General features: G+C 69.1%; 22 protein-coding genes. 15 read left to right on the plus strand and 7 right to left on the minus strand.

Annotated features, from left to right (window positions below):
- Positions 1-4: 4 nt before the first annotated feature.
- The 3 genes from FEK34_RS15045 to FEK34_RS15055 are packed head-to-tail and all read left to right on the plus strand — an operon-like array spanning position 5 to position 2,375.
- Positions 5-1,036, plus strand: a complete 1,032-nt coding sequence (locus FEK34_RS15045) for a hypothetical protein (protein ID WP_138448485.1) — start codon at positions 5-7, stop codon at positions 1,034-1,036.
- Positions 1,036-1,287 carry a DUF5703 family protein gene (locus FEK34_RS15050; protein WP_130916523.1) on the plus strand — a complete coding sequence of 84 codons (252 nt, stop codon included), beginning with the start codon at positions 1,036-1,038 and terminating at the stop codon, positions 1,285-1,287. Before FEK34_RS15045 ends, FEK34_RS15050 begins: the two co-directional genes overlap by 1 nt.
- A gap of 8 nt (positions 1,288-1,295) precedes the next feature.
- A complete protein-coding gene (locus tag FEK34_RS15055) occupies positions 1,296-2,375 on the plus strand; it encodes a quinone-dependent dihydroorotate dehydrogenase (protein ID WP_138448604.1) in 1,080 nt (359 codons plus the stop codon).
- 14 nt (positions 2,376-2,389) lie between these two features.
- Here FEK34_RS15055 and FEK34_RS15060 read toward each other — a convergent pair whose 3' ends face one another.
- Complete coding sequence (locus FEK34_RS15060) at positions 2,390-2,755, minus strand: hypothetical protein (RefSeq protein ID WP_212748761.1); 366 nt, start codon at positions 2,753-2,755, stop codon at positions 2,390-2,392.
- A gap of 348 nt (positions 2,756-3,103) precedes the next feature.
- On the opposite strand from FEK34_RS15060, the gene FEK34_RS15065 reads away from it, so the two are divergent.
- From FEK34_RS15065 to FEK34_RS15090, 6 genes are all read left to right on the plus strand, one after another.
- The gene (locus FEK34_RS15065) at positions 3,104-4,585 is read left to right on the plus strand and encodes a PfkB family carbohydrate kinase (protein ID WP_138448486.1); all 1,482 of its coding nucleotides are present in this window, start codon (positions 3,104-3,106) and stop codon (positions 4,583-4,585) included.
- A gap of 380 nt (positions 4,586-4,965) precedes the next feature.
- Positions 4,966-5,568 carry a GTP cyclohydrolase II gene (locus FEK34_RS15070; protein WP_249359198.1) on the plus strand — a complete coding sequence of 201 codons (603 nt, stop codon included), beginning with the start codon at positions 4,966-4,968 and terminating at the stop codon, positions 5,566-5,568.
- 209 nt (positions 5,569-5,777) lie between these two features.
- A complete protein-coding gene (locus tag FEK34_RS15075) occupies positions 5,778-7,652 on the plus strand; it encodes an AMP-dependent synthetase/ligase (RefSeq protein WP_138448487.1) in 1,875 nt (624 codons plus the stop codon).
- Between the two features lie 93 nt (positions 7,653-7,745).
- Positions 7,746-10,757: a Tn3 family transposase gene (locus tag FEK34_RS15080; RefSeq protein ID WP_138448488.1), complete on the plus strand. Its 3,012-nt coding sequence runs from the start codon at positions 7,746-7,748 to the stop codon at positions 10,755-10,757.
- Positions 10,758-11,049: 292 nt separating this feature from the next.
- Complete coding sequence (locus tag FEK34_RS15085; protein WP_138448489.1) at positions 11,050-12,567, plus strand: SulP family inorganic anion transporter; 1,518 nt, start codon at positions 11,050-11,052, stop codon at positions 12,565-12,567.
- 1 nt (position 12,568) lies between these two features.
- On the plus strand, positions 12,569-12,982 hold the full coding sequence (locus tag FEK34_RS15090) for a MerR family transcriptional regulator (protein ID WP_138448490.1): 414 nt from the start codon (positions 12,569-12,571) through the stop codon (positions 12,980-12,982).
- 35 nt (positions 12,983-13,017) lie between these two features.
- Here the strand turns inward: FEK34_RS15090 and FEK34_RS15095 are convergent, their stop codons facing one another.
- On the minus strand, positions 13,018-14,409 hold the full coding sequence (locus FEK34_RS15095; protein ID WP_249359201.1) for an MFS transporter: 1,392 nt from the start codon (positions 14,407-14,409) through the stop codon (positions 13,018-13,020).
- 78 nt (positions 14,410-14,487) lie between these two features.
- Here FEK34_RS15095 and FEK34_RS15100 point away from each other — a divergent pair, with 78 nt between their 5' ends.
- Complete coding sequence (locus tag FEK34_RS15100) at positions 14,488-15,120, plus strand: TetR/AcrR family transcriptional regulator (protein ID WP_138448491.1); 633 nt, start codon at positions 14,488-14,490, stop codon at positions 15,118-15,120.
- A 103-nt stretch (positions 15,121-15,223) separates the two neighbouring features.
- Positions 15,224-16,231 carry a tyrosine-type recombinase/integrase gene (locus FEK34_RS15105; protein WP_171048226.1) on the plus strand — a complete coding sequence of 336 codons (1,008 nt, stop codon included), beginning with the start codon at positions 15,224-15,226 and terminating at the stop codon, positions 16,229-16,231.
- Positions 16,232-16,364: 133 nt separating this feature from the next.
- Here FEK34_RS15105 and FEK34_RS15110 read toward each other — a convergent pair whose 3' ends face one another.
- A complete protein-coding gene (locus FEK34_RS15110) occupies positions 16,365-16,892 on the minus strand; it encodes a YbhB/YbcL family Raf kinase inhibitor-like protein (protein WP_138448492.1) in 528 nt (175 codons plus the stop codon).
- A 22-nt stretch (positions 16,893-16,914) separates the two neighbouring features.
- Positions 16,915-18,276: a M20/M25/M40 family metallo-hydrolase gene (locus FEK34_RS15115; RefSeq protein WP_138448493.1), complete on the minus strand. Its 1,362-nt coding sequence runs from the start codon at positions 18,274-18,276 to the stop codon at positions 16,915-16,917.
- Positions 18,277-18,587: 311 nt separating this feature from the next.
- Between FEK34_RS15115 and FEK34_RS15120 the strand changes: the two genes are divergently transcribed.
- Positions 18,588-20,228, plus strand: a complete 1,641-nt coding sequence (locus FEK34_RS15120) for an Eco57I restriction-modification methylase domain-containing protein (protein ID WP_138448494.1) — start codon at positions 18,588-18,590, stop codon at positions 20,226-20,228.
- A gap of 77 nt (positions 20,229-20,305) precedes the next feature.
- Positions 20,306-20,902 carry a hypothetical protein gene (locus FEK34_RS15125; RefSeq protein WP_138448495.1) on the plus strand — a complete coding sequence of 199 codons (597 nt, stop codon included), beginning with the start codon at positions 20,306-20,308 and terminating at the stop codon, positions 20,900-20,902.
- Between the two features lie 72 nt (positions 20,903-20,974).
- Here the strand turns inward: FEK34_RS15125 and FEK34_RS15130 are convergent, their stop codons facing one another.
- Positions 20,975-22,147 carry an epoxide hydrolase family protein gene (locus FEK34_RS15130; RefSeq protein ID WP_138448496.1) on the minus strand — a complete coding sequence of 391 codons (1,173 nt, stop codon included), beginning with the start codon at positions 22,145-22,147 and terminating at the stop codon, positions 20,975-20,977.
- 103 nt (positions 22,148-22,250) lie between these two features.
- On the opposite strand from FEK34_RS15130, the gene FEK34_RS15135 reads away from it, so the two are divergent.
- Positions 22,251-22,811 carry a CGNR zinc finger domain-containing protein gene (locus FEK34_RS15135; RefSeq protein ID WP_138448497.1) on the plus strand — a complete coding sequence of 187 codons (561 nt, stop codon included), beginning with the start codon at positions 22,251-22,253 and terminating at the stop codon, positions 22,809-22,811.
- Positions 22,812-22,974: 163 nt separating this feature from the next.
- On the opposite strand, the gene FEK34_RS15140 is transcribed toward FEK34_RS15135, so the two are convergent.
- Positions 22,975-23,724 (minus strand): nucleotidyltransferase domain-containing protein, encoded by a 750-nt coding sequence (locus FEK34_RS15140; protein ID WP_138448498.1) that lies wholly within the window; start codon positions 23,722-23,724, stop codon positions 22,975-22,977.
- 178 nt (positions 23,725-23,902) lie between these two features.
- On the minus strand, positions 23,903-24,259 hold the full coding sequence (locus FEK34_RS15145) for a winged helix-turn-helix transcriptional regulator (RefSeq protein WP_138448499.1): 357 nt from the start codon (positions 24,257-24,259) through the stop codon (positions 23,903-23,905).
- Between the two features lie 140 nt (positions 24,260-24,399).
- Here FEK34_RS15145 and FEK34_RS15150 point away from each other — a divergent pair, with 140 nt between their 5' ends.
- Positions 24,400-25,269 carry an NAD(P)-dependent oxidoreductase gene (locus FEK34_RS15150; RefSeq protein WP_138448500.1) on the plus strand — a complete coding sequence of 290 codons (870 nt, stop codon included), beginning with the start codon at positions 24,400-24,402 and terminating at the stop codon, positions 25,267-25,269.
- The last annotated feature ends 140 nt before the right edge of the window (positions 25,270-25,409 follow it).

Genomic DNA, 25,409 nt, shown 5'->3' on the forward strand with positions numbered 1-25,409 from the left:
GTGGATGCGCCCACGCGGCTCGGTCCCCGCAATACTGGCAGGTGTGACGGTGCTGGCGTTGCTCGCGGGCTGTTCGTCCGACACCGACCCGGACAAGGTGCCCACCCGCGATCCCGCCACCGCCGCCGCCTCCCCCGACCAGGGCGCCACCCCCGCGGGCACCGTGCTGAACGCGCCCGCCCCGATCGGCGCGCTGGTCGCCGAGGCCCGGACCGGCCGGATCGCCGCCCTCGACGCCCGCGCCGACACCGCAGCGGTCTATCTCATCGACCCGGCGAATCCCGCACCCGAGGCCACGCGGACGGTCGCGCTGGCGGCCCCCGGCGCCACGGTGGTGCAGGGCGCGCCCGGTGAAGTACTGATCCCCACGACGGGTCGGGTGCTGCGCGTGGACGTCACCACCGGCGCGGTCACCGAAGTCGCCGTCGACGCCGATGTGCGTTCGGTGTATCCGGGCGCCGACGGTGGGCTCGTGATCGGCACCGCCGACGGCAGGGTGCTGTGGCTCGACGCGCGCGGCGAGATCACCGACAGCGTGGACGGGCTGATCTCGGCGGACGCGCTGGCCGTGACCGGCGACCGGGTGGCGGTGCTGGATCGCCGCCAGACCTCGATCACCGAGATCGACCCCGCCGAAGACCACCTCGGGCTGGCATTGCGTGCCGGTGACGGGGCCACCAACATGATCGGCGACCGGTTCGGGCGCATCGTCGTCACCGACACCGCGGGCGGGGAACTACTGGTGTACACGACCGGACCGCTCGTACTGCATCAGCGTTTCCCGGTAAGATCATCGCCTTACGCACTCGCCTATGACCAGGAGTCGGACACCGTCTGGGTGACGTGCACGCAGAGCAACGAAGTCGTCGGTTTCGATCTGTCGACGGGTATACCGGAGGAAGTGGGCCGCTACCCCACCGTCGGGCAACCGAACTCGGTGACCGTCGATGAGCGCAGCGGCGATCTGTTCGTCGGGTCCGCGACCGGTGACGGTCTGCAGCGGATTCGCGCGGACGAGCGGAAGAGAGGGCAGTGATGGCAGCGAGCCGGCGCGCGGCGCTACCGGCCGGCTGGGAAACCAGCACCGACGATTACGAATACGTGCCGCTGCGGCTGCCACCGGATGTGACCAGGGTGACCGCGTCGATGCGGCTGGCGATCCAGGCCGAGTACGGCGGCTGGGAGCTGTCGCGGGTGCGCGCCTACACCGATGGCAGCCGCCGGGTGTTGCTGCGCCGCCGCCGCACTCCGCTGAGCAGCCCGGTCACCGCCGAGCCGGGGATGTGAGTTCGATGCTGTACCGATTACTGCTGCGGGTGATGTTCCTGGTTCCCCCGGAACGCATCCATCATCTCGTCTTCGCCGCGATGCGCGCGGCCACCGCTTTCCCGCCCTCGCGGGCGCTGCTGAACCGGCTCCTGGTCACCCACGATCCGATCCTGCGCAGCACCGTGTTCGGGGTCGAGTTCCCGGCGCCGCTGGGGCTGGCGGCCGGTTTCGACAAGAACGCCACTGGCGCCGACGCCTGGGGTCCGATGGGGTTCGGGTTCGCCGAGATCGGCACCGTCACCGCCCACGCCCAGCCCGGCAATCCCGCGCCGCGGCTGTTCCGGCTGCCGGCCGACCGCGCGCTGATCAACCGGATGGGCTTCAACAACGAGGGCGCCGCCGCCGCGGCCGCGCGCCTGCATGCCCGGCGCCGCCCGACGGTGCCGATCGGGGCCAACATCGGCAAGACCAAGATCGTCGAACCCGAGCATGCCGCCGAGGATTACGCCACCAGTGCCCGGCTGCTGGGTCCGCTCGCCGATTTCGTCGTCGTCAATGTCAGCTCCCCCAACACACCGGGCCTGCGCGATCTGCAGGCGGTGGAGTCGCTGCGTCCGCTGCTGCGCGCGGTGCTCGACACCGTGCAGGTGCCGGTGCTGGTGAAGATCGCGCCGGATCTGTCCGACGACGATATCGACGCGGTCGCCGATCTCGCGGTGGAGCTGGGGTTGGCCGGGATCGTGGCCACCAACACCACCATCTCGCGCACCGGGCTGGCCAGCGATCCGGCGGCGGTCGAGCAGATCGGGGCGGGCGGGCTGTCGGGTCCCCCGGTGGCCGATCGTTCGCTCGACGTGCTGCGCAGGCTGTACGCGCGGGTCGGTGACCGGCTGGTGCTGGTGTCGGTGGGCGGTATCGAAACCGTCGATCAGGCGTGGGAACGCATCCGCGCCGGAGCGAGTCTGTTGCAGGGCTACACCGGGTTCATCTACGGCGGTCTGCTGTGGACGCGGCGCATTCATCGCGGGCTGGCGCAGAAGCTGCGCGAGAACGGGTACGCGAGTCTCGCCGAGGCCGTGGGCTCCGAACACACCGCACGCGCCTGAGTGTCGAGGCGCGATCAGCTCAGTACGCACGGCGGGTCGCCCGCGAACCGGAAGTCCTCGTCCAGGTCCGCGGGCACCGTCGCACCCTCGCGTGACCGGGCGCTGAGCCGCTTGTAGAGCAGCACGACCGCGTGTTCCCACAGCAGCCCGAGCATGCCGGCGCAGTGCGCGCCGCGGGCCAGGGCCGCCTGGTCGTACACCAGGGCCGGGTCGCTGACGATTTCGTCGAGTTCCATGCCCGCGCGGGCCTGCTCGGCGCTCAGCCGCCGATCCGGTAGCCAGCTCAGCCGCCAGGGCATGGCGAAGTCTCCGGGCACCCGATGGGCTGTTTCGGGGGTGATATCGCTGGTCATCGACCAGTCGGTGGCGTAGATGGTCACAGCTGCCTCCTGACGAACTCCGGCACCGAGACCGGGCCGGACCTGGCCGGCGCGGCGTCGCTACCGTCGTGCGGAGCGGGGTGGTCGGGCGCTACCGCGAGGGCGTGGATGCGTCCGGGTCCGTCCCGTGGTTTCCGGCGGGCTGTGTGTGCCTGCGCCGGTGGCTGCGGATCCTCAGCGTCGTTGTCATCACCAGGGCCTCCCGTCCGTCTGGTGCGGCGCTTACTCGCCACCAGTGTGTCATTTGCCGGAGGTGGCGGTCAATTGCCGTTGCGATATGGTAATTGCCGGAATGTCTGGTTGTTAAACCTCGTTCACGACCGGGAAATGCCGAAAGGGTGGGACGCCATGGTCCAGCAGGACTCGGGCATGGTCGCCGTGCGCAATATCCTCACGCGGCTGTGCAAACGGTCCGGCCTGAGCCCGGAACGCTTGCACACCACCGAAATCGACGTCGGCCCGCTGCTGGATCTGCCCGCGGTGCGCCGCCACGCCCACCGCCACGGGCTGGCCCCCGAGGAGGCGGTGCTGCCGGTGATCCGCGATCTCGCCCGTCATCTGCCGGCCACCCATCGCCTGATCACCGATGCCGAATTGTCACTGGGCCTGTTACGCGACGACACGCCCGAGGGGATCGATCCGGACCGCCTCTACGCCCAGGATCTCGGCGAACGCCGCGAATACCTGACCCAGCAGTGGCAGCGGCTGCACGAGGTCGCCGGCGCCGAACAGATTCCGCCCGCCCCGACCGTGCGCTCGCTGCGCGCCACGCCGGAACGCCGGGCGTTCAGCGCGCTGGCGGGGCTGCTGACCACGGGCCCGGTGTTCGGCACGCCGGTCGACACGGGCATCAGCGTGGATACGACCGTCGCGCACGAGCCGGCGCCGGGAGTGCTGACGGTGATCGGCGACGCCGTCATCGACCATATCTACCGCGTCGACCACGTCCCCGCCGCGGGCACCTCCACCCGCGGCAGTTTCGAAGCCCATCCCGGCGGCAAGGGCCTCAACCGTGCGGTGGCCGCGGCCCGGCTGGGCCTGGATGTGCGGTTGGTGGCCGCCGTCGGCGACGACGAGGCGGGGCGCCGGATCCTGGACTACCTGCGTGCGGAGAACGTCGACACCGAGCTGGTGACCGTGGTGCGCGATGCCGCCACTCCGGTGACCTCGGTGATGATCACCGCCACTGGGGTGGCGGCCAGCATCGGCTGCAAGGATGACCGCATCCGGCTCGGTGAACGCGAACTCACCGGCCCCGCCCTGCACGCCGCGCTCGCCGCCTCCGATGCGATCCTGCTGACCTTCGAACAGCCGCTGCCGGTGATCGAGCAGGTGATGGCGCGGGTGCGGCAGATGCGGCCGCGGCCGCTGCTGATGGTGCATCCGGCCCCGCCGGTGGACGCACCCCAGCACCTGTATCAGCATCTGGGGGCGGTCGATTATCTGATGGGCGCGACCTGGGAGCTGGACGAAATGGTGCCGGAGGTCAAGGCCACCTCCGGTGATCACATCGCCCGCCACCTGCGCGCCTTGGGTGTCCGAACCGTCTGTGTCATCGACGATTTCGCGTGCACGGTGCGTTCGGAGGAGCTCGATCTCGACGTCGGCCGCTTCCCCGCCGCGCTCAGTGATTCCCCCGGTGCCCGGGCCGCGTTCGCGGGCGCGCTGGCGTATAGGCTCCTGTCGGCGCGCCGCCCGGCACAGGAACCCGATTACGTGTGGGCGACCGCTGCGATGGTGGCGACCCAGTCCTTCGGCGACATCCCGGGCGCCATGCCGCTGGCAGGCGAGATCGACCGACTCGTCCGGCTCGGCCCGGAAGAGCGGTAACCACGACAGGCGGCCCGGCGCACCATTGCGCGGGGCGCACCGAACCAGCGGGGCGCCACGGAGCACCCGCGCGAAACAGGAGGCGCGTTGACCACGATCTGTAGCGCGCAAGGATCCGCATTCATGCGGAAGTTGGCCCCTTCGAACACTTTCGGGTACGGTCCGATTGTCGCCGCCGGGCGGGCGGAGACGCTAAACGCCTGTAGAGGCTGGGTAAGACCACATGCTGTGGCATCGGCCGATGAAGCAGGAACCCACCGAGGTGGCGCGTGAGCGACACGGCAGGAATCTCGGTTGTACACAGCCGGGAGGACGTCAACATAGTTGCGGTACCGACCGGCGACTCGAGTCACCGGTTCACCCGGGGTGGACGCGACATCATGGTCCGAGTAACCGAGGTGGCAGGTGGCGCCGAGGACGGGCATGTGCTCGTCTTCGGCGACCCACGCAACAACTGCCTGGTCCGGGTGCATTCGCGCTGCCTCTACGGCGAGGCTCTCGGTTCCCAGGATTGCGATTGCGGCCCCGAACTCGCCAAGTCGCTCGACCACATCCAGGACGAAGGCGCCGGTGTGCTGATCTATCTGGAGCAGGAAGGCCGCGGCTGCGGGCTGGTCGCCAAGGCACACGGCTACCGGGAAAGCGAACGCTCCGGTGCCGACACCTTCACCAGCTACGAACGGCTCGGCCTGCCCGCCGACGCCCGCACCTACACCCATGCCGCGACCAGCCTGCTCGAACTGGGATTGACGGAGGTTCGCCTGCTCACCAACAACCCCGACAAGGTCGCCGCCCTCACCGACGCCGGTATCGCGGTCACCGCGGTACCCCTGGTGACCACCCCGCTCAGTGACCGCGCGGCGCAATACCTGGAAGCCAAGCGGCAGCGGCGCGGGCACTGGATCCCCACCGACACCACCGCGTGGGAGTCGCAGGCCGCGCTGCTGGACCGTCCCGAACCGCAGGCTCAGGGCCGCAACTAGCGCCGACGCACCGGTCCGGGGTGCCGCCGCGCACCCCGGACCGGTCTGTCGTTACCCCGGTCACAATGTCCGATTTCCGGCTACCATGAGTGAGCCGCGTCACTCGGTGCTGCCTCGGGGAGCCGGTGTGCCGGCCCCAGACCGGCGCGCCGACCGGCGAAGCAGCCGGCCGAGACGCTCGGCTCATGCAGCGACATCGGGAACGGAACATGACCACTACAGATATCGGCTACGCCCATCCCAGCGGCACCACCGTCTACACCGTGCCGCAAGCCTTCCAGCAGACCCTCACCCTGCGCCCCGATCAGATCGCCTTGCGCACCGTCGGCGGCACCCAGGAGATCACCTGGCGCGAATACGGCGAACGGGTGCGCGCCCTGGCCGCGGGCCTGGCCGGGCTGGGCGTGGGGCACGGCGACACCGTCGGCATCATGCTCACCAACCGGCCCGAGTTCAACCTGATCGACACCGCGGCCCTGCACCTGGGCGCCACACCCTTCTCGATCTACAACACCAGCTCCGCCGAGCAGATCACCCACCTGTTCACCAATGCCGCCAACAAGGTGGTCGTCACCGAGCAGAAGTTCCTCGACGTCATCAAGGCCTCCGGTGTGCCGGTCGAGCATCTGATCGTGGTGGACGGCCCCGTCACCGGCGCGCTCACCTTCGACGACGTCGAGGCCGCCGCGGCCGGGGATTTCGATTTCGACGCCGCCTGGCAGGCGGTGCAACCCGACGATCTGGCCACCCTCATCTACACCTCCGGCACCACCGGCCCGTCCAAGGGTGTGGAGATCACCCACCGCAATGTGCTCGCGCAGGTGCTCGCGCTGGTCAGCGGCCCGCTGTCGGTGGGCATCGATGACCGGATCGTGTCGTATCTGCCTGCCGCGCATGTCGCCGACCGCATTTCCGCGCATGCGATGAATCTGCTCACCGGCATCCAGCTCACCACCGTGCCCGATCCGCGGGAGGTCGCCGCCGCGCTGCCCGATGCCCGGCCCACGGTGTTCTTCGGGGTGCCGCGGGTGTGGCAGAAGATCAAGGCCGGTATCGAAGCCAAGCTCGCCACCGAGACCGGGGTGAAGAAGTCCCTGGCCGAATGGGCCATCGCCACCGGGATCGCCGCCGCGCGCGCCGATCTGGCCGGCACCGGACGTCCGCTGACCTTGCGGATCCAGCATCCGATCGCCGATGCGCTGGTGCTGTCGAAGCTGCGGGCGGCGCTGGGATTGGATCAGTTGAAGGTGGCGTCCTCGGGTGCGGCGCCGATTCCGGCGGAGACCCTCGAATATTTCCTCGGGCTCGGGTTCACCGTGTCGGAGGTGTGGGGCATGTCCGAAACCACCGGTGTCGGCACCTACACCGAACTCGACAAGCCGCGCCCCGGCACGGTCGGGCGTCCGGTCGACGGGCTGGAGTTGCGGTTGGACGCCGACGGCGAGGTGCTGGTGCGCGGGCCGATCGTCACCCGCGGCTACCGCAACATGCCCGACAAGACCGCCGAGGCCTTCGATGACGACGGCTGGCTGCGCACCGGCGATGTCGGCACCCTCGACGCCGACGGCTACCTGCGCATCGTGGACCGCAAGAAGGAACTGATCATCAACGAGGCGGGCAAGAACATCGCCCCCAGCAATATCGAGAACTCGGTGAAGGCGGCGTCGTCGCTGGTCGGGCAGGTGGTCGCCATCGGTGACGCCAAGCCCTACATTGCGGCGCTCATCGTGCTCGACCCGGATATCGCGGCGGTGCGGGCCAAGGAACTCGACGCCACCGACACCGATATCGCCGGCCTGGCCACGCGCCGCGAAATCCTCGACGAGGTGCTGGCCGCGGTGCAGGCGGGCAACAAGAAGCTCTCCCGGGTGGAGCAGATCAAGCGGTTCACCGTGCTGGGCACGGTGTGGGAGCCCGGCGGCGACGAGTTGACCCCGAAGATGTCGCTGAAACGTCAGCCGATCGCGGCGAAGTACGCCGAGCAGATCGCTTCCCTCTACGCCGATCCCGCCCCCGAGGGCGTCATCAGGGGTCGCCGTAGTATCGGCCGAATTTCGGGCGGATATGGCGTAGCAGCCTGGTAGGGCAGGGTTTTCGTGCTCGGGGTGCGGGGCGGGGCGGTTGGTGCTTGGCTTGGCTGTCGATGAGGTTGATCGGCGTGCTGGAGGTTGGGGTTCGTGGCGACGAGGGTGTTCGCGGACGAGGAGTTGGAGCGTCTGCGGGGGTTCCCGGAGATCAGCCGCGAAGAGTTGTTCCGGTTCTTCACGCTGACCCCGGCTGATCTGGCGTTCGTGGATCCGGGTCGTGGCCGGGGTCCGGCGGATCGGTTGGGTTTGGCGGTCGCGTTGTGCACGTTGCCGTGGCTGGGGTTCGTGCCGGACCGGGTGGCGATGGCGCCGCCGGTGGCGGTGGCCCGGCTCGCTGAGCAGCTTCGGGTGGATCCGGTGGAGATCGGTGCGTATGGCAGGCGTGCCAAGACCCGTACCGAGCATGTGCGGTTGGTCGCTCAGTATCTGGGTTGGCGGCCGGCCGGGCCGCTGGAGTCGAAGGAACTGGACGAGTTCCTGTTGGCGCGGGCGATGGAGCACGATTCCCCGATGTTGCTGTTCCGGCTGGCGTGCGAGTATCTGATCTCGGCGCGGGTGATCCGGCCGGGCCCGGTCACGGTGGTGGAACGAGTTGCCCACGCCCGCCACCAGGCGCAGACCGAGACCTACGATCGGCTCGCGCATGAGTTCACTCCCGTGCGGTGTGCGGAGCTGGACTCGTTGTTGGTCGTCGATGACTCGCTCGGGGTTTCGCGGTTGCGGTGGCTGTCGACGGGCCCGGTCGAGGCGTCGGCGCAGGCGGTGAAGGCCGAGGTCGACAAGCTGGGTTTCCTGCGCGGGATGGGCGCGGACCGCCTCGATATGTCGGTGCTGCCCGCCGAGCGGCGCCGGTTCCTGGCCACGATGGGCCGCCGCCTGACCCCGCAGGGCCTCGAACGCCGGGAGCCGCAGCGCCGCTACCCGATTCTGTTGACGGTGCTGGCGCAGTCGGGCACCGATGTGCTCGATGAGGTGGTGGCGCTGTTCGATCAGGCGATCTCGGCGAAGTTCGGCCAGGCGGAGCGGCGCATGCAGCAGCAGTTGGCCGAACGCGGAAAATCCGGGGAGGATCGCCAAGCGTTGTTGGACGAGCTGCTGGACATTGTCACCGATCCGGCGATCGCCGATGAGGAGATCGGTGGCCTGATCCGGGGTGATGCGATCGGGTGGGAGCGGTTGCGGGCGGCGATCGCGCAGGCAAAACCGCGTCTGCCGCGTGATCACGGGCATCTGGCCGCGCTGGATCTCTCCTACAACTATCTGCGGCAGTTCACTCCGGCGGTGCTCGAGGCGGTGCGGTTCGCCGGCGGTACCGCGGCGACCGAGCTGCTGGTCGCGGTGGACATGCTGCGGGAGCTGAACGCCACCGGACGTCGGAAGGTGTTCGACGAGGCACCGGCCGGGTTCGTGCCGACCAAGTGGCGCGGCTACCTCGACGAGGCACGAAAATCGGGAAGCGTCACCGCCTACCGGCACTACTGGGAGCTGTGTGTGCTGCTCGGGCTGCGCGACGGGTTGCGCAGTGGGGATGTGTATGTGCCGGGCTCGCGCCGCTACGCCGACCCGGCCGCCTACCTGCTCACCCCCGAGCAGTGGGCGCCGCAGTGCGGCGAGTTCTGCCGTCTTGTCGGCAAGCCCGCCGACCCCGGCGAAGCCCTGGCCGCGGTGACCGACGAGCTGTGTGAGGCGGTCGGCGAGCTGGAGGCGGTGCTGGCCTGTGGGGACGGCCCGGTCCGGGTGGACGAGACCGGGGATCTGGTGATCTCGCCGTTGACCGCCGAAGACGTGCCCGCGGAGGCGGTTTCGCTCAAGGCGGAGCTGACCGAGATGCTGCCGTTCGCGCCGATCGTGTCGCTGCTGATCGATCTGGACAAACGCACCGGCTACCTGGACTGTTTCACTCATGCCTCGGGCAAACAAACCCGCACCCCGGAGCTCAAACGCAACCTCATCGCGGTGCTGCTGGCGTATTCGACGAACCTGGGGCTGACCAGGATGGCGGAGGCGTGCGGCATTTCCTACGACATCCTGGCCTGGACCGCGGAATGGTATGTGCGGGAAGAGACCCTGCGCGCGGCGAATCTGGCGATCATCGACTACCACCAGCGGCTGCCGCTGACCACGGTGTTCGGTGCGGGCACGCTGTCGTCGAGTGATGGGCAGCGGTTCCCGGTGCGTGGCAAGTCGACAACGGCGCGGGAGATGGTCATCCACGGCGGCCGGGTGCTGTCGACCTACACCCATGTCACCGATCAACACGCCACCTACGGCACGAAGATCATCGTCGCCACCAAACGCGAGGCGCACTACGTTCTGGATGAGATCCTCGGCAACGCAACGGATCTGCCGATCACCGAACACGCGACCGACACCCACGGGGTGACGCTGGTGAATTTCGGGCTGTTCGACCTGCTCGGGATGCAGCTCTCACCCCGGATCCGGGACCTGGGGAAGATCACCCTGTACCGGCCCGGCCCGCGCCGGGAGACCGAGGCCCGGTTCCCGCACGCCGGACCGCTGATGACCCGCAAGGCGAACTTGGAGCTGATCGCCGAGCACTGGGACGACCTGCTCCGGTTGGCCGGGTCGCTGAAGTTCGGGCACGCCACCGCCTCACTGCTGGTCGGCAAGCTGTCCGCCTCCGGACGGCAGAACACCCTCGCTACCGCGCTCAAGGAGTACGGGGCCCTGCGCCGCACCATCTACGCGGCGAAATACCTGGCGGATCCGGACTATCGGCGCAAGATCTCCCGCCAGCTCAACAAGGGCGAGTCGCTGCACGCGCTGCGCCGGGACCTGCTCTACGCCCACGAGGGCATGATCCGCGCCCGCCAGCTCGAGGACCAGACCGAGCAAGCCTGGTGCCTGACGCTGGCCACCAACGCCGTGATCGCCTGGACCACCGAGTATTACGGTCTCGCGGTCGAGCAGATGCGGCGTGCCGGGCGCCGGATAGATGACGAGGTGCTGGCACATATCAGCCCCGCCCACAGTGAGAACATCAACTTCTTCGGCGCCATCGAGGTCGATATCGACGCCGAACTGGCCCAGCTCGGACCGACCGGGTATCGGCCGCTGCGGGTGCGCGACACCCTGTTCTGACACGGCCACCGCCTGGGACGAAAGTGGGTGATGGCCGGTGTGGCGGCGGTGAGAGGTAGGACACGTTCGGCGGCTCCCGCTTGAAACTCTACCCTCCCGTAAGGGTAGAGTTCTGATCGCTGAGTGGTAGCCGATGGTGGGGTGTCCGGCAGCGTGGCCGACGCTTTCACCTCCTCGACCTGTGACGGGTCATCCACTCGCGTTCCCGACGATCTTTCTCCCCGGCAACCGGTTTCGCGGTGCCCGGGGTGCGCCCGCGTGCGCGTGAGCCCATGGAATGGAGTGTGCCCTGATGGTGTCGACGACACAGCGGCCGACCGACGAGGGGTCGGTGCTGGCCGCATTGCGTAGCCCGGCACGGTTACGGACCGAGGTGTTGGCCGGTTTGGTGGTCGCGCTGGCGCTGATCCCGGAGGCGATCTCGTTCTCCATCATCGCCGGGGTCGATCCGAGCGTGGGGTTGTTCGCCTCGTTCACCATGGCGGTGACTATCGCGATCGTCGGTGGTCGCCGGGCGATGATCTCCGCCGCGACGGGGGCGATCGCGCTGGTGATCGCGCCGGTGGTCAAAGAGCACGGCTTGGACTACCTGATCGCCACGGTCATCCTGGCCGGGCTGTTGCAGATCGTGCTCAGCGTGGTCGGCGTCGCCCGGCTGATGCGGTTCATCCCGCGCAGTGTCATGGTCGGATTCGTCAACGCCCTGGCCATCCTCATCTTCACCGCGCAGATCCCGCACCTGCTCGGGGTGCCGTGGCTGGTGTATCCGATGGTCGCGATCGGCATCGTGATCATGGTGTCGCTGCCCAAACTGTCGACTGTGGTCCCGGCTCCACTGGTGGCGATCGTGCTGCTCACTGCGGCGACCATCGTGTTCTCGCTCAACATCCCGAACGTCGGCGATGAGGGCGAGTTGCCGTCGAACCTGCCGACATGGCTCATCCCGGACGTCCCGTTGAACCTGGAGACCCTGGGCATCATCGCCCCGTACGCCCTGGCGATGGCGCTGGTCGGCCTGCTCGAGTCGCTGATGACCGCCAAGCTCGTCGACGACATCACCGACACCCACTCCGACAAGACCCGCGAGGGCTGGGGCCAGGGCGTGGCCAACGTGGTCACCGGGTTCTTCGGCGGCATGGGTGGTTGCGCCATGATCGGCCAGACCATGATCAACGTGAAGTCCTCCGGCGCCCGCACCCGCATCTCGACGTTCCTGGCCGGTGTGTTCCTGCTCATCCTGGTCGTCGGCCTCGGCGACGTCGTCGCGTTGATCCCGATGGCCGCGCTGGTCGCAGTCATGATCATGGTCTCGGTCGGCACCATGGACTGGCACTCGATCGCCCCGAAGACCTTGCGGCGCATGCCGATCGCCGAAACCACCGTCATGGCGGTCACCGTCGCGGTCACCGTGGCCACACACAATCTCGCTTATGGGGTGATCGCCGGTGTGCTGACCGCGATGGTCGCCTTCGCGCACCGCGTCGCGCATTTCACGCAGGTGGACAAGGTTTCCGAGGCCGACACCGATCACGACGGCGCGATCGACACCCGCGTCTACAAGGTGCGCGGCGAGTTGTTCTTCGCTTCGAGCAATGACCTGGTCTACCAGTTCGACTATGTGGGTGATCCGGCCAATATCGTCATCGACATGTCGGATGCACACATCTGGGACGCCTCGACCGTGGCGACCCTGGACGCGATCACCACCAAATACGCCGCCAAGGGCAAGACGGTGCAGATCATCGGCCTCAACCCGGCCTCGGAAGCCCGCCATGACCGGTTGTCCGGGCACCTGGCCGGTGGGCACTGACATGGGCGCCACCAGCCATGGCGACGGCTACCTGCAGATCGGGCAGGTCGCCGAGCGCACCGAGCTCTCGCTCAAGTCGATCCGGCACTGGGATGAGGTCGGGCTGGTGCAGCCCTCGGCCCGCTCGGCGGGCGGGTTCCGCCTCTACACCGAAGCCGATGTCGCCCGGATGCTGGTCATCCGCCGCATGAAGCCCCTCGGGTTCACCCTCGCGGAGATGAAACAGTTGCTCGACGCGATCGAGATCCTCGACGACGCCTCGGCCGAGCCGGCCGCGCGGGTGGCGGCGCAGGCGGATCTGCTCGCGTTCCGCGACAAGGCCGCCGACAGCGCCGACCGGCTCCGGAAACATCTGGCCTATGCCGAGGAGTTCACCGGGTTGCTCTCGACCCGGGCTTCGGACTCCCCGCCATGATGCGGGTGTTTCTCGGTGGGAGCTGAACCGGTCGGTCAGCGCCGGTCGCGGTGCGCGGGCAGCCCCGCCGCGACCGCGGCGACGGCGATCGCGGCCACCGCGATCAGCCAGAAGGCCCGGTCGTAGCCGGGCACCGGCCCCGCCGTTGCCGTGATCAGTGCCGCCAGCCCCAGGGCGGCGCCGACCTGCTTGGTGGTGTTCATCAGCCCCGACGCCGCGCCCGCGTCCGCGGCGGGGACTCCCGCGGTGACGGCGGCGGTGAGCGGGGTGTTCAGCAGTCCCGCGCCGATGCTGAACACGAGGGCGGGGCCGAGGATCCCGGTCAGATAGGTGCTGTCGGGGCCGAGCTGGGCTTGCCAGGCGAAACCGGCCGCGGCCAGCAGCGCCCCGCCGGCGATGAGAACCCGGGCCTCGACCCGGCGCATCAACCACGGGGTCACCTGGGTACCGACGGCGATGGTGACCAGCGTGTGCGGCAGGAACGCGAGCCCGGTCTGCATCGGGGTGTAGCCCAAGACGTCCTGCATCGACAACGTCAGGAAGAACCACATCGGATTCAGACACGCCCCGGCCAGCAGCATCGCGACATTGCCGACCGCCACCGACCGGATCCGCAACAACGCCAACGGCAGCAACGGCATCCGCACCCACCGCGTCTCCACGAACACGAACACCGCCACCAACCCCACGCCGGCCGCCAGCGCCGACACCGTCACCGGTGCCGACCACCCCCGCGCCGCGGCCTGGCCGAACCCATAGGCGATCGCGGCGAGCCCGCACGTCACCAGCACCGCCCCCGCCACATCGAGCCGGACCCGGGCCCGCGGCGCCGAGTCCGGGGCGATGACACCGATCGCGGCTACCAGCACGAGCACGCCGATGGGCAGGTTGATCAGCAGCGTGGCCCGCCACGACGCGAATTCGGTGAGGACACCGCCCAGCAGATTGCCCGCCGTCCCACCGGCCAAGCCCAGTGCGGTCCAGACCGCCAGCGCCTTGGTCCGCCGCGGCCCCTCCGCGAAGCTCGTGGTCAGGATCGTCAACGTCGCCGGCGCCAGCACCGCCGCACCCACCCCCTGGACGGCACGGGCCCCGATCAACCACCCCGGCGAGGAAGCCAGCCCGCCGACCAGGCTCGCCACGGTGAACACCAGCAGCCCGGCGAGGAAAACCCGCTTGCGGCCGAACACATCGGCCAGGCGGCCACCGACCAGCAGCAGGCCCGCGAACACCAGCGCATAGGCGTTGACCACCCACGCCAGCCCGGCGTCGGTGAACCCCAACGAGGATCGCATCGACGGCAACGCCACGTTCACCACCGAGATGTCGAGCACCACCATGAACTGCGCCGCGCACACCACCGTCAACAGCACGCCCGCGCGCGCCGGGGCTACCGCCGTCTTCTCGTCCGTACCGGGTCGCCGCACACCCCACCTCCAGATTGATACAGTTGTATCCGATACATCTGTATCACCGACTTGCCGGTGATGTCGAGAGAGGTGACCGTGCCCCGGACCGTGGACCACGCCCAACGACGCGCCCAGCTCGCCGACGCCGTGGTGGCCGTCGCCGCCCGCGAGGGCCTGCACGCGGTCACCATCCGCGCCGTCGCCGCCGAGGCCGGGGTTTCGCTGCGGTTCGTGCAGTACTACTTCCCGACCAAGACCGAACTGCTCGTCGGCACCCTGAACCATCTGGAAACCCTCAGCCACCGCCGCTGGAACCACCGCCTGGCCGGTCTGCCCGATCCGCCACCGGCCCGCGCGCTGATCGAGGCCTTCTGCGCCGAAGCACTGCCCACCGATGACGCCAGCCGCGCCTTCCACCTCGTCGGCACCTCCTACGCCGTGCTGGCCATGACCGATCCCGACCTGGCCCAGCACCCCTTCGTCGCTGGCATCGACCGACTCGAACACCAACTCGCCCAAGCCCTCTCACGCGCGCAGACCCGCGGTGAGATCCCCGGCGACCTCGACGTCACCGCCGAGGCGATCCGGCTGGTCATGCTCACCCACGGCCTGGGCACCAGCGTGCTGATCGGCCAGCACGACCCCGCCACAGCCCTGGCGGTGCTGACCGACCACCTCGACCGGCTCTTCGACACCAGCGCCGGACCGACCTCCCCGAGCCCCGGATAACAGCCCGTTATCCGGGGTAGCGTGAGACTCGACCTGCAGCGGCGGTGCCGTCGCGCGTACACGAAGCGGCCCCATTATCCGGGGCAAGCCGGAAAGGATGCTGATGGCCGCGAAGGTGACCCGACTGCGTATCCCACCAACGTGCACCCTGCGCTCGGCGGCCGAGGCGTTCCTGGACACCATCGGCCCGGCCAACACCCGCCGCGCCTACGGCATCGCGATCGTCAAGACCGTCGACCAGCTCGACGGCCGCGACCCCGACGCAGTGCCCGGCCACAGCCGGGCCCTGGACTCGGTCTCCGACGACGAGATCGGCGCAGCCCTCGAAACTCTCTGGGGCCAAGCGGCAGTCAACACCTGGAACGCGCGCCGCGCCGCGGTCGCGAAATGGCTGTCCTGGTGCCGCGAGCAAGGCTGGAACGCCCCCGCAGTCCCGACGTCGGCCGCGCGGTCCACCCCGCCGGACTCCGAGACACCGGTGCGCTCGCGGACCGCGATCGACCGGCTCATCTCCCGCCGCGAGGTCCACCTGCGGGAGAAGACACTGTGGCGGATGCTGTATGAAACCTGCGCTCGCACAGAGGAACTGCTCCAGCTCAACATCGAAGACCTCGACTTGGCCGGCCGATGCGCCCGCGTGAAGACCAAAGGCGCCAAACCCCGCACCCGCCGACGCGGCGCCACCCACCACGAACACGTCCTCGAATCCGTGTACTGGGACGCCGGCACCGCCCGGCTCCTGCCCCGGCTGATCCGCGGCCGCACCCACGGACCGGTGTTCGTCACCCACCGCCGCCCCGGGCCCGGAAAATACCTCGCCGACCGCGACCTGTGCCCCGACACCGGACTCGCGCGGCTGTCCTACGACCAGGCCCGCGACCTGCTCGACGCCGCCACCGCCGTCGATGGGCCCGGAACCGGATGGGACCTGCACGAACTGCGGCACTCCGGCCTGACACACCTCGGCGAATCCGGCGCGAGCCTGCTGGAACTGATGGCCAAGTCGCGGCACCGCAAGGCCGAGAACCTACGCCGCTACTTCAAACCATCCCCGCAGGCGATGCGCGAACTGACCAGCCTCATCGGCCCCGGCACTTCCCGCACCCACTGACCAGCAGCTACGCCATATCCGCCCGAAATTCGGCCGATACTACGGCGACCCCCATCAACGTCAAGTAGTTCCAGACCTGCCGAAGGCGCTGTGGCCCTGAGCGAGCACGCTCAGGGCCACGGCCGTGTCCGGGTCAGTTCTGTTCGTAGGTGGCGACCAGGGTGGCGCGGGCGAGGGTGTGGGAGAACAGGTTGAATCCGAGGAAGGCCGGGGTGGCGTCGGCGGGGATGTCGAGGGAGTCGACGTCGACGGCGTGCACGACGATGAAGTAGCGGTGCGGGCCGTGTCCCGGCGGCGGGGCGGCGCCGACGTAGCCGGCGAACCCGCCGTCGTTGCGCAATTGCACCGCCCCGTCGGGCAGTTCACCGCCCTGGCTGCCGGCACCGGCGGGCAGCGAGGTCACCGACGCCGGAATATTCGCCACGGCCCAATGCCAGAAACCGGAGGCCGTCGGTGCGTCGGGGTCGAAGATCGTGACCGCGAAACTCTTGGTCGCGGCGGGGAATCCCGACCACGACAGCTGCGGCGACACATCCTTGCCTCCGGCGCCGAACACGCCGCTGACCTGGTCGTTGCCGAACCTCTGGCCGTCGGCCACATCGTCGGAGGTCACGGTGAAGGACGGGACCTGCGGGAGAGCGTCATAGGGGTTGTAGCTCATTGGCTCCTCATCTCGGATCGGTTCAGCTGTGCAGCAGGAAGTGTTCCAGCACCTGGGTGCCGAATTCGAGGGCGTCGACCGGGACGCGTTCGTCGACGCCGTGGAACAGGGCCGCGAAGTCCAGTTCGGGCGGCAGCCGCAGCGGGGCGAAGCCGAAGCAGCGGATTCCCAAGCGGGCGAACGCTTTCGCGTCGGTGCCGCCGGACAGCATGTAGGGCACGGTGCGGCCGTGCGGGTCGTGGGCGAGGATCGCGGCGTTCATGGCGTCGACGAGGTGGCCGTCGAAGGTGGTTTCGTAGGAGTCGAGTTTGGTGATCCACTCCCGCTCCACATCCGGGCCAATGAGTTCGTCGACCTCGCGTTCGAAGGCGGCCTGCCGCCCGGGCACCACCCGGCAGTCGACCACCGCTTCGGCGGTCTGCGGGATGACGTTGGCCTTGTAGCCGGCTTCGAGCATCGTCGGATTGGCGGTATCGCGCAGGGTGGCGCCGATGATCCGCGCGATCGACCCCAGCTTGGCGAGGGTGCCCTCGATGTCGGGGCCGTGCGGGTCGAACTCGAGACCCGATTCCTGCGAGACGGCGGCCAGGAACTCCGCCACGGAATCGGAGACCACCAGCGGGAAGGTGTGGGTGCCCAGGCGGGCGACGGCGCCGGCGAGGATGGTGACGGCGTTGTCCTCGTGCAGGAACGAGCCGTGCCCGGCGCGGGCCTTGGCCCGCAACCGCATCCACCCCAGGCCCTTCTCGGCGGTCTCCACCAGATACAGCCGCCGCTCCCCGCCGTCGGGGCGCGGCACCGTCAGCGAGAAACCGCCCACCTCCCCCACCGCTTCGGAAATGCCGTCGAACAGGTCGGGCCGGTTGTCGACCAGCCAGTGCGAACCCCATTTGCCGCCGTTTTCCTCATCGGCGAGGAAGGCGAACACCAGATCGCGCGGCGGCACGGTGCCCTCGATCTTGAACTGGCGGGCCACCGCCAGCATCATCCCGACCATGTCCTTCATATCCACCGCGCCGCGACCCCACACATACCCGTCGCGGACCGCCCCGGAGAACGGGTGCACGCTCCAGTCCTCGGCGCGAGCGGGCACCACATCCAGGTGGCCGTGCATGAGCAGCGCGCCCCGGGAGGAGTCGGCACCGGGCAGGCGGGCGAAGACGTTGCCGCGACCGGGTGCACCGGATTCGACGTATTCGGTGGTGTAGCCGACCTCGCGCAGCTTCTCGGCCACCCATTCGGCACATTCCTGTTCGCCCTTGGTGGTGGCGAGCTCGCCGGTATTGGAGGTGTCGAACCGGATCAGCGCACTGACCAGCTCCACCACCTCCGACACCGCGCGCGAACGTTGCTGTGAACCCGGTACTCCGCCTGTTGCCGACACGTACCCTTTCCTACCATCCGCGGCCGTGGTTGCCAGCGGTTCGGTCGCTCGCGCGGCGTGCGGACAGCCGCCGATCCGCTGGTCGGGGCCGTCGGCACGGCCCGGCGGATTCGAGTCGCGGTGAGCCGAATCCGGCCTGCCTTCGCCGCTGTGGGACCGAGCGCGCGAGGCCGGTATCGGTGGACCCGTCCGGTGTGGTCGGCGCCGCTGTCGGAGACGGCGCACGACACCTGAGCCGATTCCGGTAGCCGCAGCTCGCTCGCCTCGTACGCTGTCCACACGACAGCCGGCACCGACGGAGCGGAGAGCGGGTGAGCGAGAGTCCGGCCGAGATCAAACGGCACGGCAAGCACTACACGCCCACCGATCTCGCGCGGTTCCTGGCCGAGCGGGTCGTCGAACATCTCGACAGCGAACGCGGCGAGCTGCGGATCCTGGACCCCGCCTGTGGTGACGGGGAGTTGCTGTTCGCGGCCTACCGTGCGGTGACCGAACATCGGCCCGGCGTCGCGGTCAGGCTCACCGGCTACGACCTGGACCAGGATGCGCTGGAGGCGGCGCGGGTGCGGGCCGCACGCCTGGGTATCACGGTCGACCTGCACGCAGGCGATTTCCTCGACGCGCGAACCGAACTCGACACCGGCTCCTTCGACGCCGTGATCACCAATCCACCGTATGTGCGGGTCCAGCAGCTCGGGCAGGTGACCGCGCAACTGCTGGCCACCCGGTTCGAGTTGCGTGGACGCATCGATCTCACCCATCCGTTCGTAGCGCTGCTGCCCGCGCTGCTGCGCCCCGACGGAGTGGCCGGGCTGCTGTGCTCGAACCGGTTCCTCACCACCCGCGCGGGCGCCAATGTGCGGGCGGTGTTGCAGCAGTCGTTGCAACCGCTCGAGCTCTACGACCTCGGTGACACCAAACTGTTCACCGCCGCGGTGCTGCCCGCCATCGTCATCGCCCGCAACCGGGCGCCCGATCCGGCGTCGACATGCGTGTACGCCTCCGCCTACCAGGACACGCACGCGGCGCCGAGCAGTGCGATCGGGCTGTACGAGGCGCTGACCACCGGCGCCGACACCGTCATCGCCCACGACGGGCGCACCATCGCCATCCGGTCCGGGCATCTCGCGCCGGCCGCGGACGCGCGCAGCCCGTGGCGACGGTCGCATGCCGCGGGCGATGCGTGGTTGCAGCGGGTGCAGGACGGCACCTGGCGCCGTTTCGGTGAGGTGGCGCGCATCCGGGTGGGCATCAAGACCACCGCGGACCCGGTGTTCATCTCCGACCGCTGGCACGAACGCAGTCCGCGCCCGGAGCAGGCGCTGCTGCGTCCGCTGCTCACCCAGCACGACGTGCTGGCGTGGCAGGTGTCGCCGGCACCGGCGAGCCGGGTGCTGTATCCGTATCTGCTCGACCACGCCAGACGAACCGTGGTGGACCTGGCCGACTATCCGGATACCCGCGCCTACCTGGAAGCGCACGCCGACCGGTTGCGCGGCCGCCGCTACGTCGCCGAGGGCGGGCGCGAATGGTACGAGATCTGGGTGCCGCAGCAGCCCGCGCGGTGGGCGGCACCCAAGATCGTGTTCCCCGATATCAGTGCCACCGCGCGCTTCGCGCTGGATCGGTCCGGGGCGATCGTCAACGGCAACTGCTATTGGATGTCGCTGCCCGATATCGGGTGCGACGAGCTGGCGTATCTGATGCTGGCCGTCGCCAATTCGCGGCTGGGCCTGCGCTTCTACGACGAAGTGTGCGGTAACCGGCTCTACTCCGGGCGCCGCCGCTGGATGACGCAGTACGTGGCCCAATTGCCGCTGCCTGCCCCCGAGTGCGGTCCGGCCCGTGAGATCGCCGGCCTGGTCGCCGACGTCCTCGCCGCCGGCGCGGTCCCCTCCCCGCACCAGTGTGCGGCGATCGATGAGCTGCTCGACGCCGCGTTCGGTGTGTAGGCCGCGCTCGTCTCATCCAGTGGGAGCATCACCGATGCGCGGGACGCCGTCGCGGGCGGTGGTGCGATGATGGCGGCGTGACTGCGTGGCTGCCCCTCATCAGTTCGGTTGTTGTCGTCGTTGCGCTGTCGTTGACGATCGTCGCGACGAACCGCTCCCATCGCCGCGCGATCGCCGCCGCCGACGAGCGCGCGGCCGCGGCCGTGGAAGCGGCGCAACGCACCACCGAAGCCACCCACGGCGCCGCGGCGAGCCGCGATCACGACCGGTGGCGGCGGGAGAAGGTGCTCGACGCGGTCTCCGACATCCTCGCCCTCTCCGAGGAGGTCACCGATGCGCTCGATCGGCGCGCGGAATGGAGCGCCGACACCGTCGACGACGCCGAGGCCCAGATCTTGCAGACCTTGGACCGGCTTCCGCTGCTGTTCAATGTGATTCGCCTGCTCGCCGACGACGCGCTGCTCGAGGAATGCGACCGGCTCGGCCAGGCCCTGCACTCGGTGACCAAGGCCGCCGCCGCGACCGTGGCCCGCGAACCGATCGGCTTCGATGAACACAAGAAGCTGATCGAGCATTACATCGCCAGCTACCGCGCGATCGCGGCCATCGAGGTCGACCTGGTGGCCGCGGCCCGCTCCGAACTCGGCGCCACCGCCTTGGTCCGCGTCGGGTGAACGCCCGCATACCGATGAGCCGCCGCATCGATCGAGCGTTGATGGCTTGATCCGCCGCAGGCACACCACGATTCACCGAGCAGCGGCGAGTACCGCGGCGAGGCCTTCGCGCAGGTCGGCGACGAAGAACTCGGGAACCTCCAGTGACGGGAAATGCCCGCCCTTCTCGGGCGTACGCCATCGAACGATGTTGCGGTAGCGCTGTTGCGCCCACGGGCGCGGAGTCTTCTCGATGTCGCGGGGATACATGGTGATGGCCGCCGGGACGTCGACTCGGAGTTCGGGGTCGAGGGAGTTGTGGCTTTCGTAGTAGATGCGGGCCGCGGAGGCTCCGGTGCGGGTCAGCCAATACAGGGTGACGTCGTCGAGGATGCGGTCTCTCGATATCGTCTCGAACGGGCTGTCGTCGGTGTCGGACCATTCGGCGAACTTGTCGAGGATCCAGGCCAGCAGCCCGACCGGTGAGTCGACGAGCGAGTAGCCGATGGTCTGCGGCCGGGTGGCCTGCTGTTTGGCGTAGGCCGCGCGGCGGGTCCAGAAATCGCGGGTTTCCTCGGTCCACGCGCGTTCCAGCGGCGTCAGCCCGTCCGTCGACAGTCCGGGCGGGGCTTCGGCGAACAAGGTGTGAACCCCGAGGACGTGCTCGGGGAACCGGCCGGCGAGGACGGTGGTGATGTTGCCGCCCCAGTCGCCGCCGTGGGCCAGGAACTTGCGGTAGCCCAGCCTTCCCATCAATTGCACCCATGCGGCCGCGATCTTTTCGGTGCCCCACCCGGTGGTGGCCGGCTTGTCGCTGTAGCCGAAGCCGGGAAGCGACGGCGCCACCACGTGGAAGGCCGGCGCGTCCGGGTCGTTCGGATCCGCGAGATCCTCGATGACATCGGTGAACTCGGCGATGCTGCCCGGCCAGCCGTGCGTCATGAGCAGCGGAACCGCGTCCGCACGCGCGGACCGATGATGCAGGAAGTGGATTCCCAGCCCGTCGATCGTGGTGCGGAACTGGCCGATTCGGCCGAGACGCTCTTCGAAGGCGCGCCAGTTGTAGTCGGTGCGCCAGTAGTTCACCACCTCCACGAGGTCGGCGAGCGGGACACCCTGGTCCCACCGGCGCCGACCGAGCGCGGTGCCGGGGATCGTCTCGGGCTCCGGTAGCCGCGCCGCGGTCAGGCGGGCGCGCAGCTCGTCGAGTTCGACGTCAGGGGTGTGGGCGTCGAAGGGGTGGATGTCGCTGGCGGGACCGGGCATGAGACCTCCTGGCCATCGGGGAACCGGCCATCACCGTCCGTGAACCGGCATAGCTGGTTCTAACATGCGGTTCGGACCATGCGCAACCGGCTATGGTGGTTCCATGCCCGATCGGTTCCCTGAATTCCGCCTCGGTAGCGTGCTCGCGACCAGCTTCACCGCGACGCTGACCGAGCGTTGCGGCGATCCGGTCGAGCGCATTCCCACCCCGCAGCGACTCGTCGACTGGCTGACCGTCAGCGGGTTGGCCGTGGAGTCGTGCACCGCCGCTCAGTTCGCACGCGCTCGGCAGTTGCGGGAAGCGATTCACGCCGCCGCAACGGCAGCCGCGACCGGTGAGGCGCTGCCCGCCGCTGCCGTCGACGAGATCAACGAATGCAGCAGGCAGGGCCGGGCCGCGGCCGTCCTGACACCCGAGGGCACACGCCGATGGCTGCTGGGCTCGGCGTCCGGTGTCGAGGACGCCCTCGGTGTCATCGCCGCCGACGCGATCGCCATCATCGCGGGTGAACGCGACGGACGGCTGGCGTTGTGCGCGTCGCCGACCTGCCGGGCCGCCTTCTTCGACACCAGCCGAAGCCGCACCCGCCGGTGGTGCGAGATGAACACGTGCGGCAATCGTGAGAAGAAGGCACGCTTCAACGCCAACCATTCCAAGACCTGACGCCCATCCGACCAGACGACCTGACGCCCGATGCAGCCACACGACCTAACGCCCACGCGGCCACGCCAGCGGCAAACCCGCAGCTGCCGGGGCTCTTTCGCGCCGCCCCGCCGACGCGGGACGGCGCGAAGCTTGCCGCGCGCGGGTGGCGGTCACCCCTTGGCTATTCGGCCCCGTCGAACAGCTCGCGCGCCCGCACGACGGCCTCGCGCAAGCGCTGCGGGTCGGGAGCCAAGTCCGCGACGATGTCGTCGACACCTCGCAGCCCCGCCCGGTTCAGCATCCGCTTCTCGTTGACCACCCAGGTGCCGCGGGCGGCGAGCACCGCGTGCGCGGTCTGCACTGCGGCCGTGGCCAGCGCACCGGCGACTTCGGTGACGTGTCCGCGTGCGGCATAGGCGTTCTCGGCGTAGGTGAGGGTGAGTGCCGCGCGTTCCCGCCATACCGGCGGCGCGGCCTCGCGCAGGGCCTGCGGGTAGTCCGGGCGCGGCAGTTCTCCGTGCAGGACGGTGTTGATGGCCAGTTCGGCGAGCAACAGGTAGCTGGGGATGCCGGCCAGGTGGAACATCAAGGGTTCCCAATGGAATCGGCCCGCGCGTGCCTCGGCGAGTTCGTGGTCGACGGCGGTGAGGTCGCGGTAGTGGATGTCGACGCGGCGGCCGTCGATGGTGAGCCAGGCGCCGCCGTTGAACACCCCGCCACCCCAGGCGCCGAGGTCGAACACTTCGCCGGGCCAGCCGATGGCGCGCAAGTCGGCAGGGTCGAAGCCGTCGCGGTAGTAGACGGCGAGATCCCAGTCGCTGCCGGGGGTGTGGGTGCCTTCGGCGCGGGAACCGCCGAGGGTGACGGCTTCGACGCCGGGTAGCGCGGCCAGGCGGTCGGTGAGGTGGGCGAGAAACTGCTCATCGGTCATGGCTGCCCTCGGGTGAGAAGTGATGAAAGGAACCTGCGGACAGCACCATCCGTCGCTCCGGGGTCGCCGGAGGCGATCGTGCGGTGCCGCGGTGTCATCACTCCACGAGAGGCGATGCTACCCACCGCCGTGATGGACCGCTCGGCATTATTCCCTTGCTCCCCGCCGTGTTGCCGGGCTAGGAGGCGAGATGAATCCTGTCCGCGCCGATCCGGGCGATCCGCTCGCGTCCCCACTCCCCCAGCGGTTCGAGCGCGGCGTTGAGTGCGGTGCCGAGGTCGGTGAGCCGGTATTCCACGCGCGGCGGCACCTCGGCGTAGACGGTGCGCTCGATGATCTCGTCTTCTTCGAGTTCGCGTAGCTGCTGGATGAGCATCTTCTCCGAGACGCCGGGCAGTCCGCGGCGCAGTTCACCGAAGCGGCGCATGCCGTGGTTGTGCAGCTCCCACAGGATCAGCGCTTTCCATTTCCCGCCGACGACGTCCATGGCCGCGTCGATGCCGCAGAAGTATGGTCCGGATCTCTTCGTGCCCATCGGCCGACCTCGCTACCTGTTCACACACAGTTCGGTAAGTACCCGACAAAATAGTAGGTACTTGTCGGGGTTTCCGGTACACCGCAGGGTTGGGCATGCGGCGCGAACGAGCGCGCTGCCGAACACAGGAGATGTCTTCCATGCCCGACACCACCCCCGCACCGGTCACCGTCCTCGGCCTCGGCGCCATGGGCCAGGCCTTCGCCGCCACGCTGTTGAAGGGCGGCCGATCCGTGACGGTCTGGAACCGCACGCCCGGCAAGGACGCCGACCTCGTCGCCGCGGGCGCCACCGGCTCCGCCGCGCTCACCGACGCCGTCGCCGCGAGCCCGGTGATCATCGTGCTGCTGCTCGACCACGCCTCCGTGCACGCCACCCTCGATCCGGTGGCCGATCAGCTGGCGGGACGTGCGGTGATCAACCTGACCAGCACCACGCCCGAAGAGTCGCGGGAGCTGGCGTCCTGGGCCGCCGGATACGGCATCGACTATCTCGACGGCGGCATCATGGCGGTCCCGCCGATGATCGGGCAGCCCGGTGCGTCGATCCTCTACAGCGGCGCACAGGCGGTCTTCGACGAGCACCGCACCACGTTGGAACTGCTGGCCTCGGCCGAATTCTTCGGTGCCGACGCCGGTATGGCGTCAACGCTGGACTTCTCGCTGCTGTCGGCGATGTACGGCATGTTCGGCGGCTTCTTCAACGGTGTCGCGATGACCCGCTCGGTGGGTGTGTCCGCGCAGGCCTATGCCGAACGCGCCGCCGCATGGGTGTCGGCGATGGCGCAGCTGCTGCCCGACTACGGAAAACTCATCGACGCCGGCGATTACCGCAATGGCGTCCAGGACATCGCCTTCCACAAGCCCGCCGTCGACGCCATCGTGCGCGCCACCCGCGACACCGGCGCGGCCCCGGATTTCCTGGCGCCGATGCAGCACCTGATCGACCGTCAGATCGCCGGAGGCAACGGCGCGCTGGCCTTCGAGCGCACTGTCGAAGAAATCGTCTGAACCGGCCGGATGCACGGTCTGGCGGCGGCTGAGCGGGATGTGTGGTCCGGGCCTCACAACGGCTGCGGTTAGCGTGTGAGGTGCGGCCGGGGCATGTGCGGCAGTGACCGGTGCGGTCCGGCCGCGCAGGCAACGACGAC

The organism is Nocardia cyriacigeorgica (assembly GCF_005863245.1).
Taxonomy (GTDB): Bacteria; Actinomycetota; Actinomycetes; order Mycobacteriales; family Mycobacteriaceae; genus Nocardia; species Nocardia cyriacigeorgica_C.

Coding starts and splice junctions, on each gene's coding strand:
- FEK34_RS15065 (WP_138448486.1), top strand. CDS start 3,104: ATGGTCCAGCAGGACTCGGGCATGGTCGCCGTGCGCAATATCCTCACG.
- FEK34_RS15070 (WP_249359198.1), top strand. CDS start 4,966: ATGGTCCGAGTAACCGAGGTGGCAGGTGGCGCCGAGGACGGGCATGTG.
- FEK34_RS15150 (WP_138448500.1), top strand. CDS start 24,400: ATGCCCGACACCACCCCCGCACCGGTCACCGTCCTCGGCCTCGGCGCC.
- FEK34_RS15045 (WP_138448485.1), top strand. CDS start 5: ATGCGCCCACGCGGCTCGGTCCCCGCAATACTGGCAGGTGTGACGGTG.
- FEK34_RS15075 (WP_138448487.1), top strand. CDS start 5,778: ATGACCACTACAGATATCGGCTACGCCCATCCCAGCGGCACCACCGTC.
- FEK34_RS15085 (WP_138448489.1), top strand. CDS start 11,050: ATGGTGTCGACGACACAGCGGCCGACCGACGAGGGGTCGGTGCTGGCC.
- FEK34_RS15130 (WP_138448496.1), bottom strand. CDS start 22,147: ATGCCCGGTCCCGCCAGCGACATCCACCCCTTCGACGCCCACACCCCT.
- FEK34_RS15135 (WP_138448497.1), top strand. CDS start 22,251: ATGCCCGATCGGTTCCCTGAATTCCGCCTCGGTAGCGTGCTCGCGACC.
- FEK34_RS15145 (WP_138448499.1), bottom strand. CDS start 24,259: ATGGGCACGAAGAGATCCGGACCATACTTCTGCGGCATCGACGCGGCC.
- FEK34_RS15050 (WP_130916523.1), top strand. CDS start 1,036: ATGGCAGCGAGCCGGCGCGCGGCGCTACCGGCCGGCTGGGAAACCAGC.
- FEK34_RS15140 (WP_138448498.1), bottom strand. CDS start 23,724: ATGACCGATGAGCAGTTTCTCGCCCACCTCACCGACCGCCTGGCCGCG.
- FEK34_RS15105 (WP_171048226.1), top strand. CDS start 15,224: ATGGCCGCGAAGGTGACCCGACTGCGTATCCCACCAACGTGCACCCTG.
- FEK34_RS15090 (WP_138448490.1), top strand. CDS start 12,569: ATGGGCGCCACCAGCCATGGCGACGGCTACCTGCAGATCGGGCAGGTC.
- FEK34_RS15110 (WP_138448492.1), bottom strand. CDS start 16,892: ATGAGCTACAACCCCTATGACGCTCTCCCGCAGGTCCCGTCCTTCACC.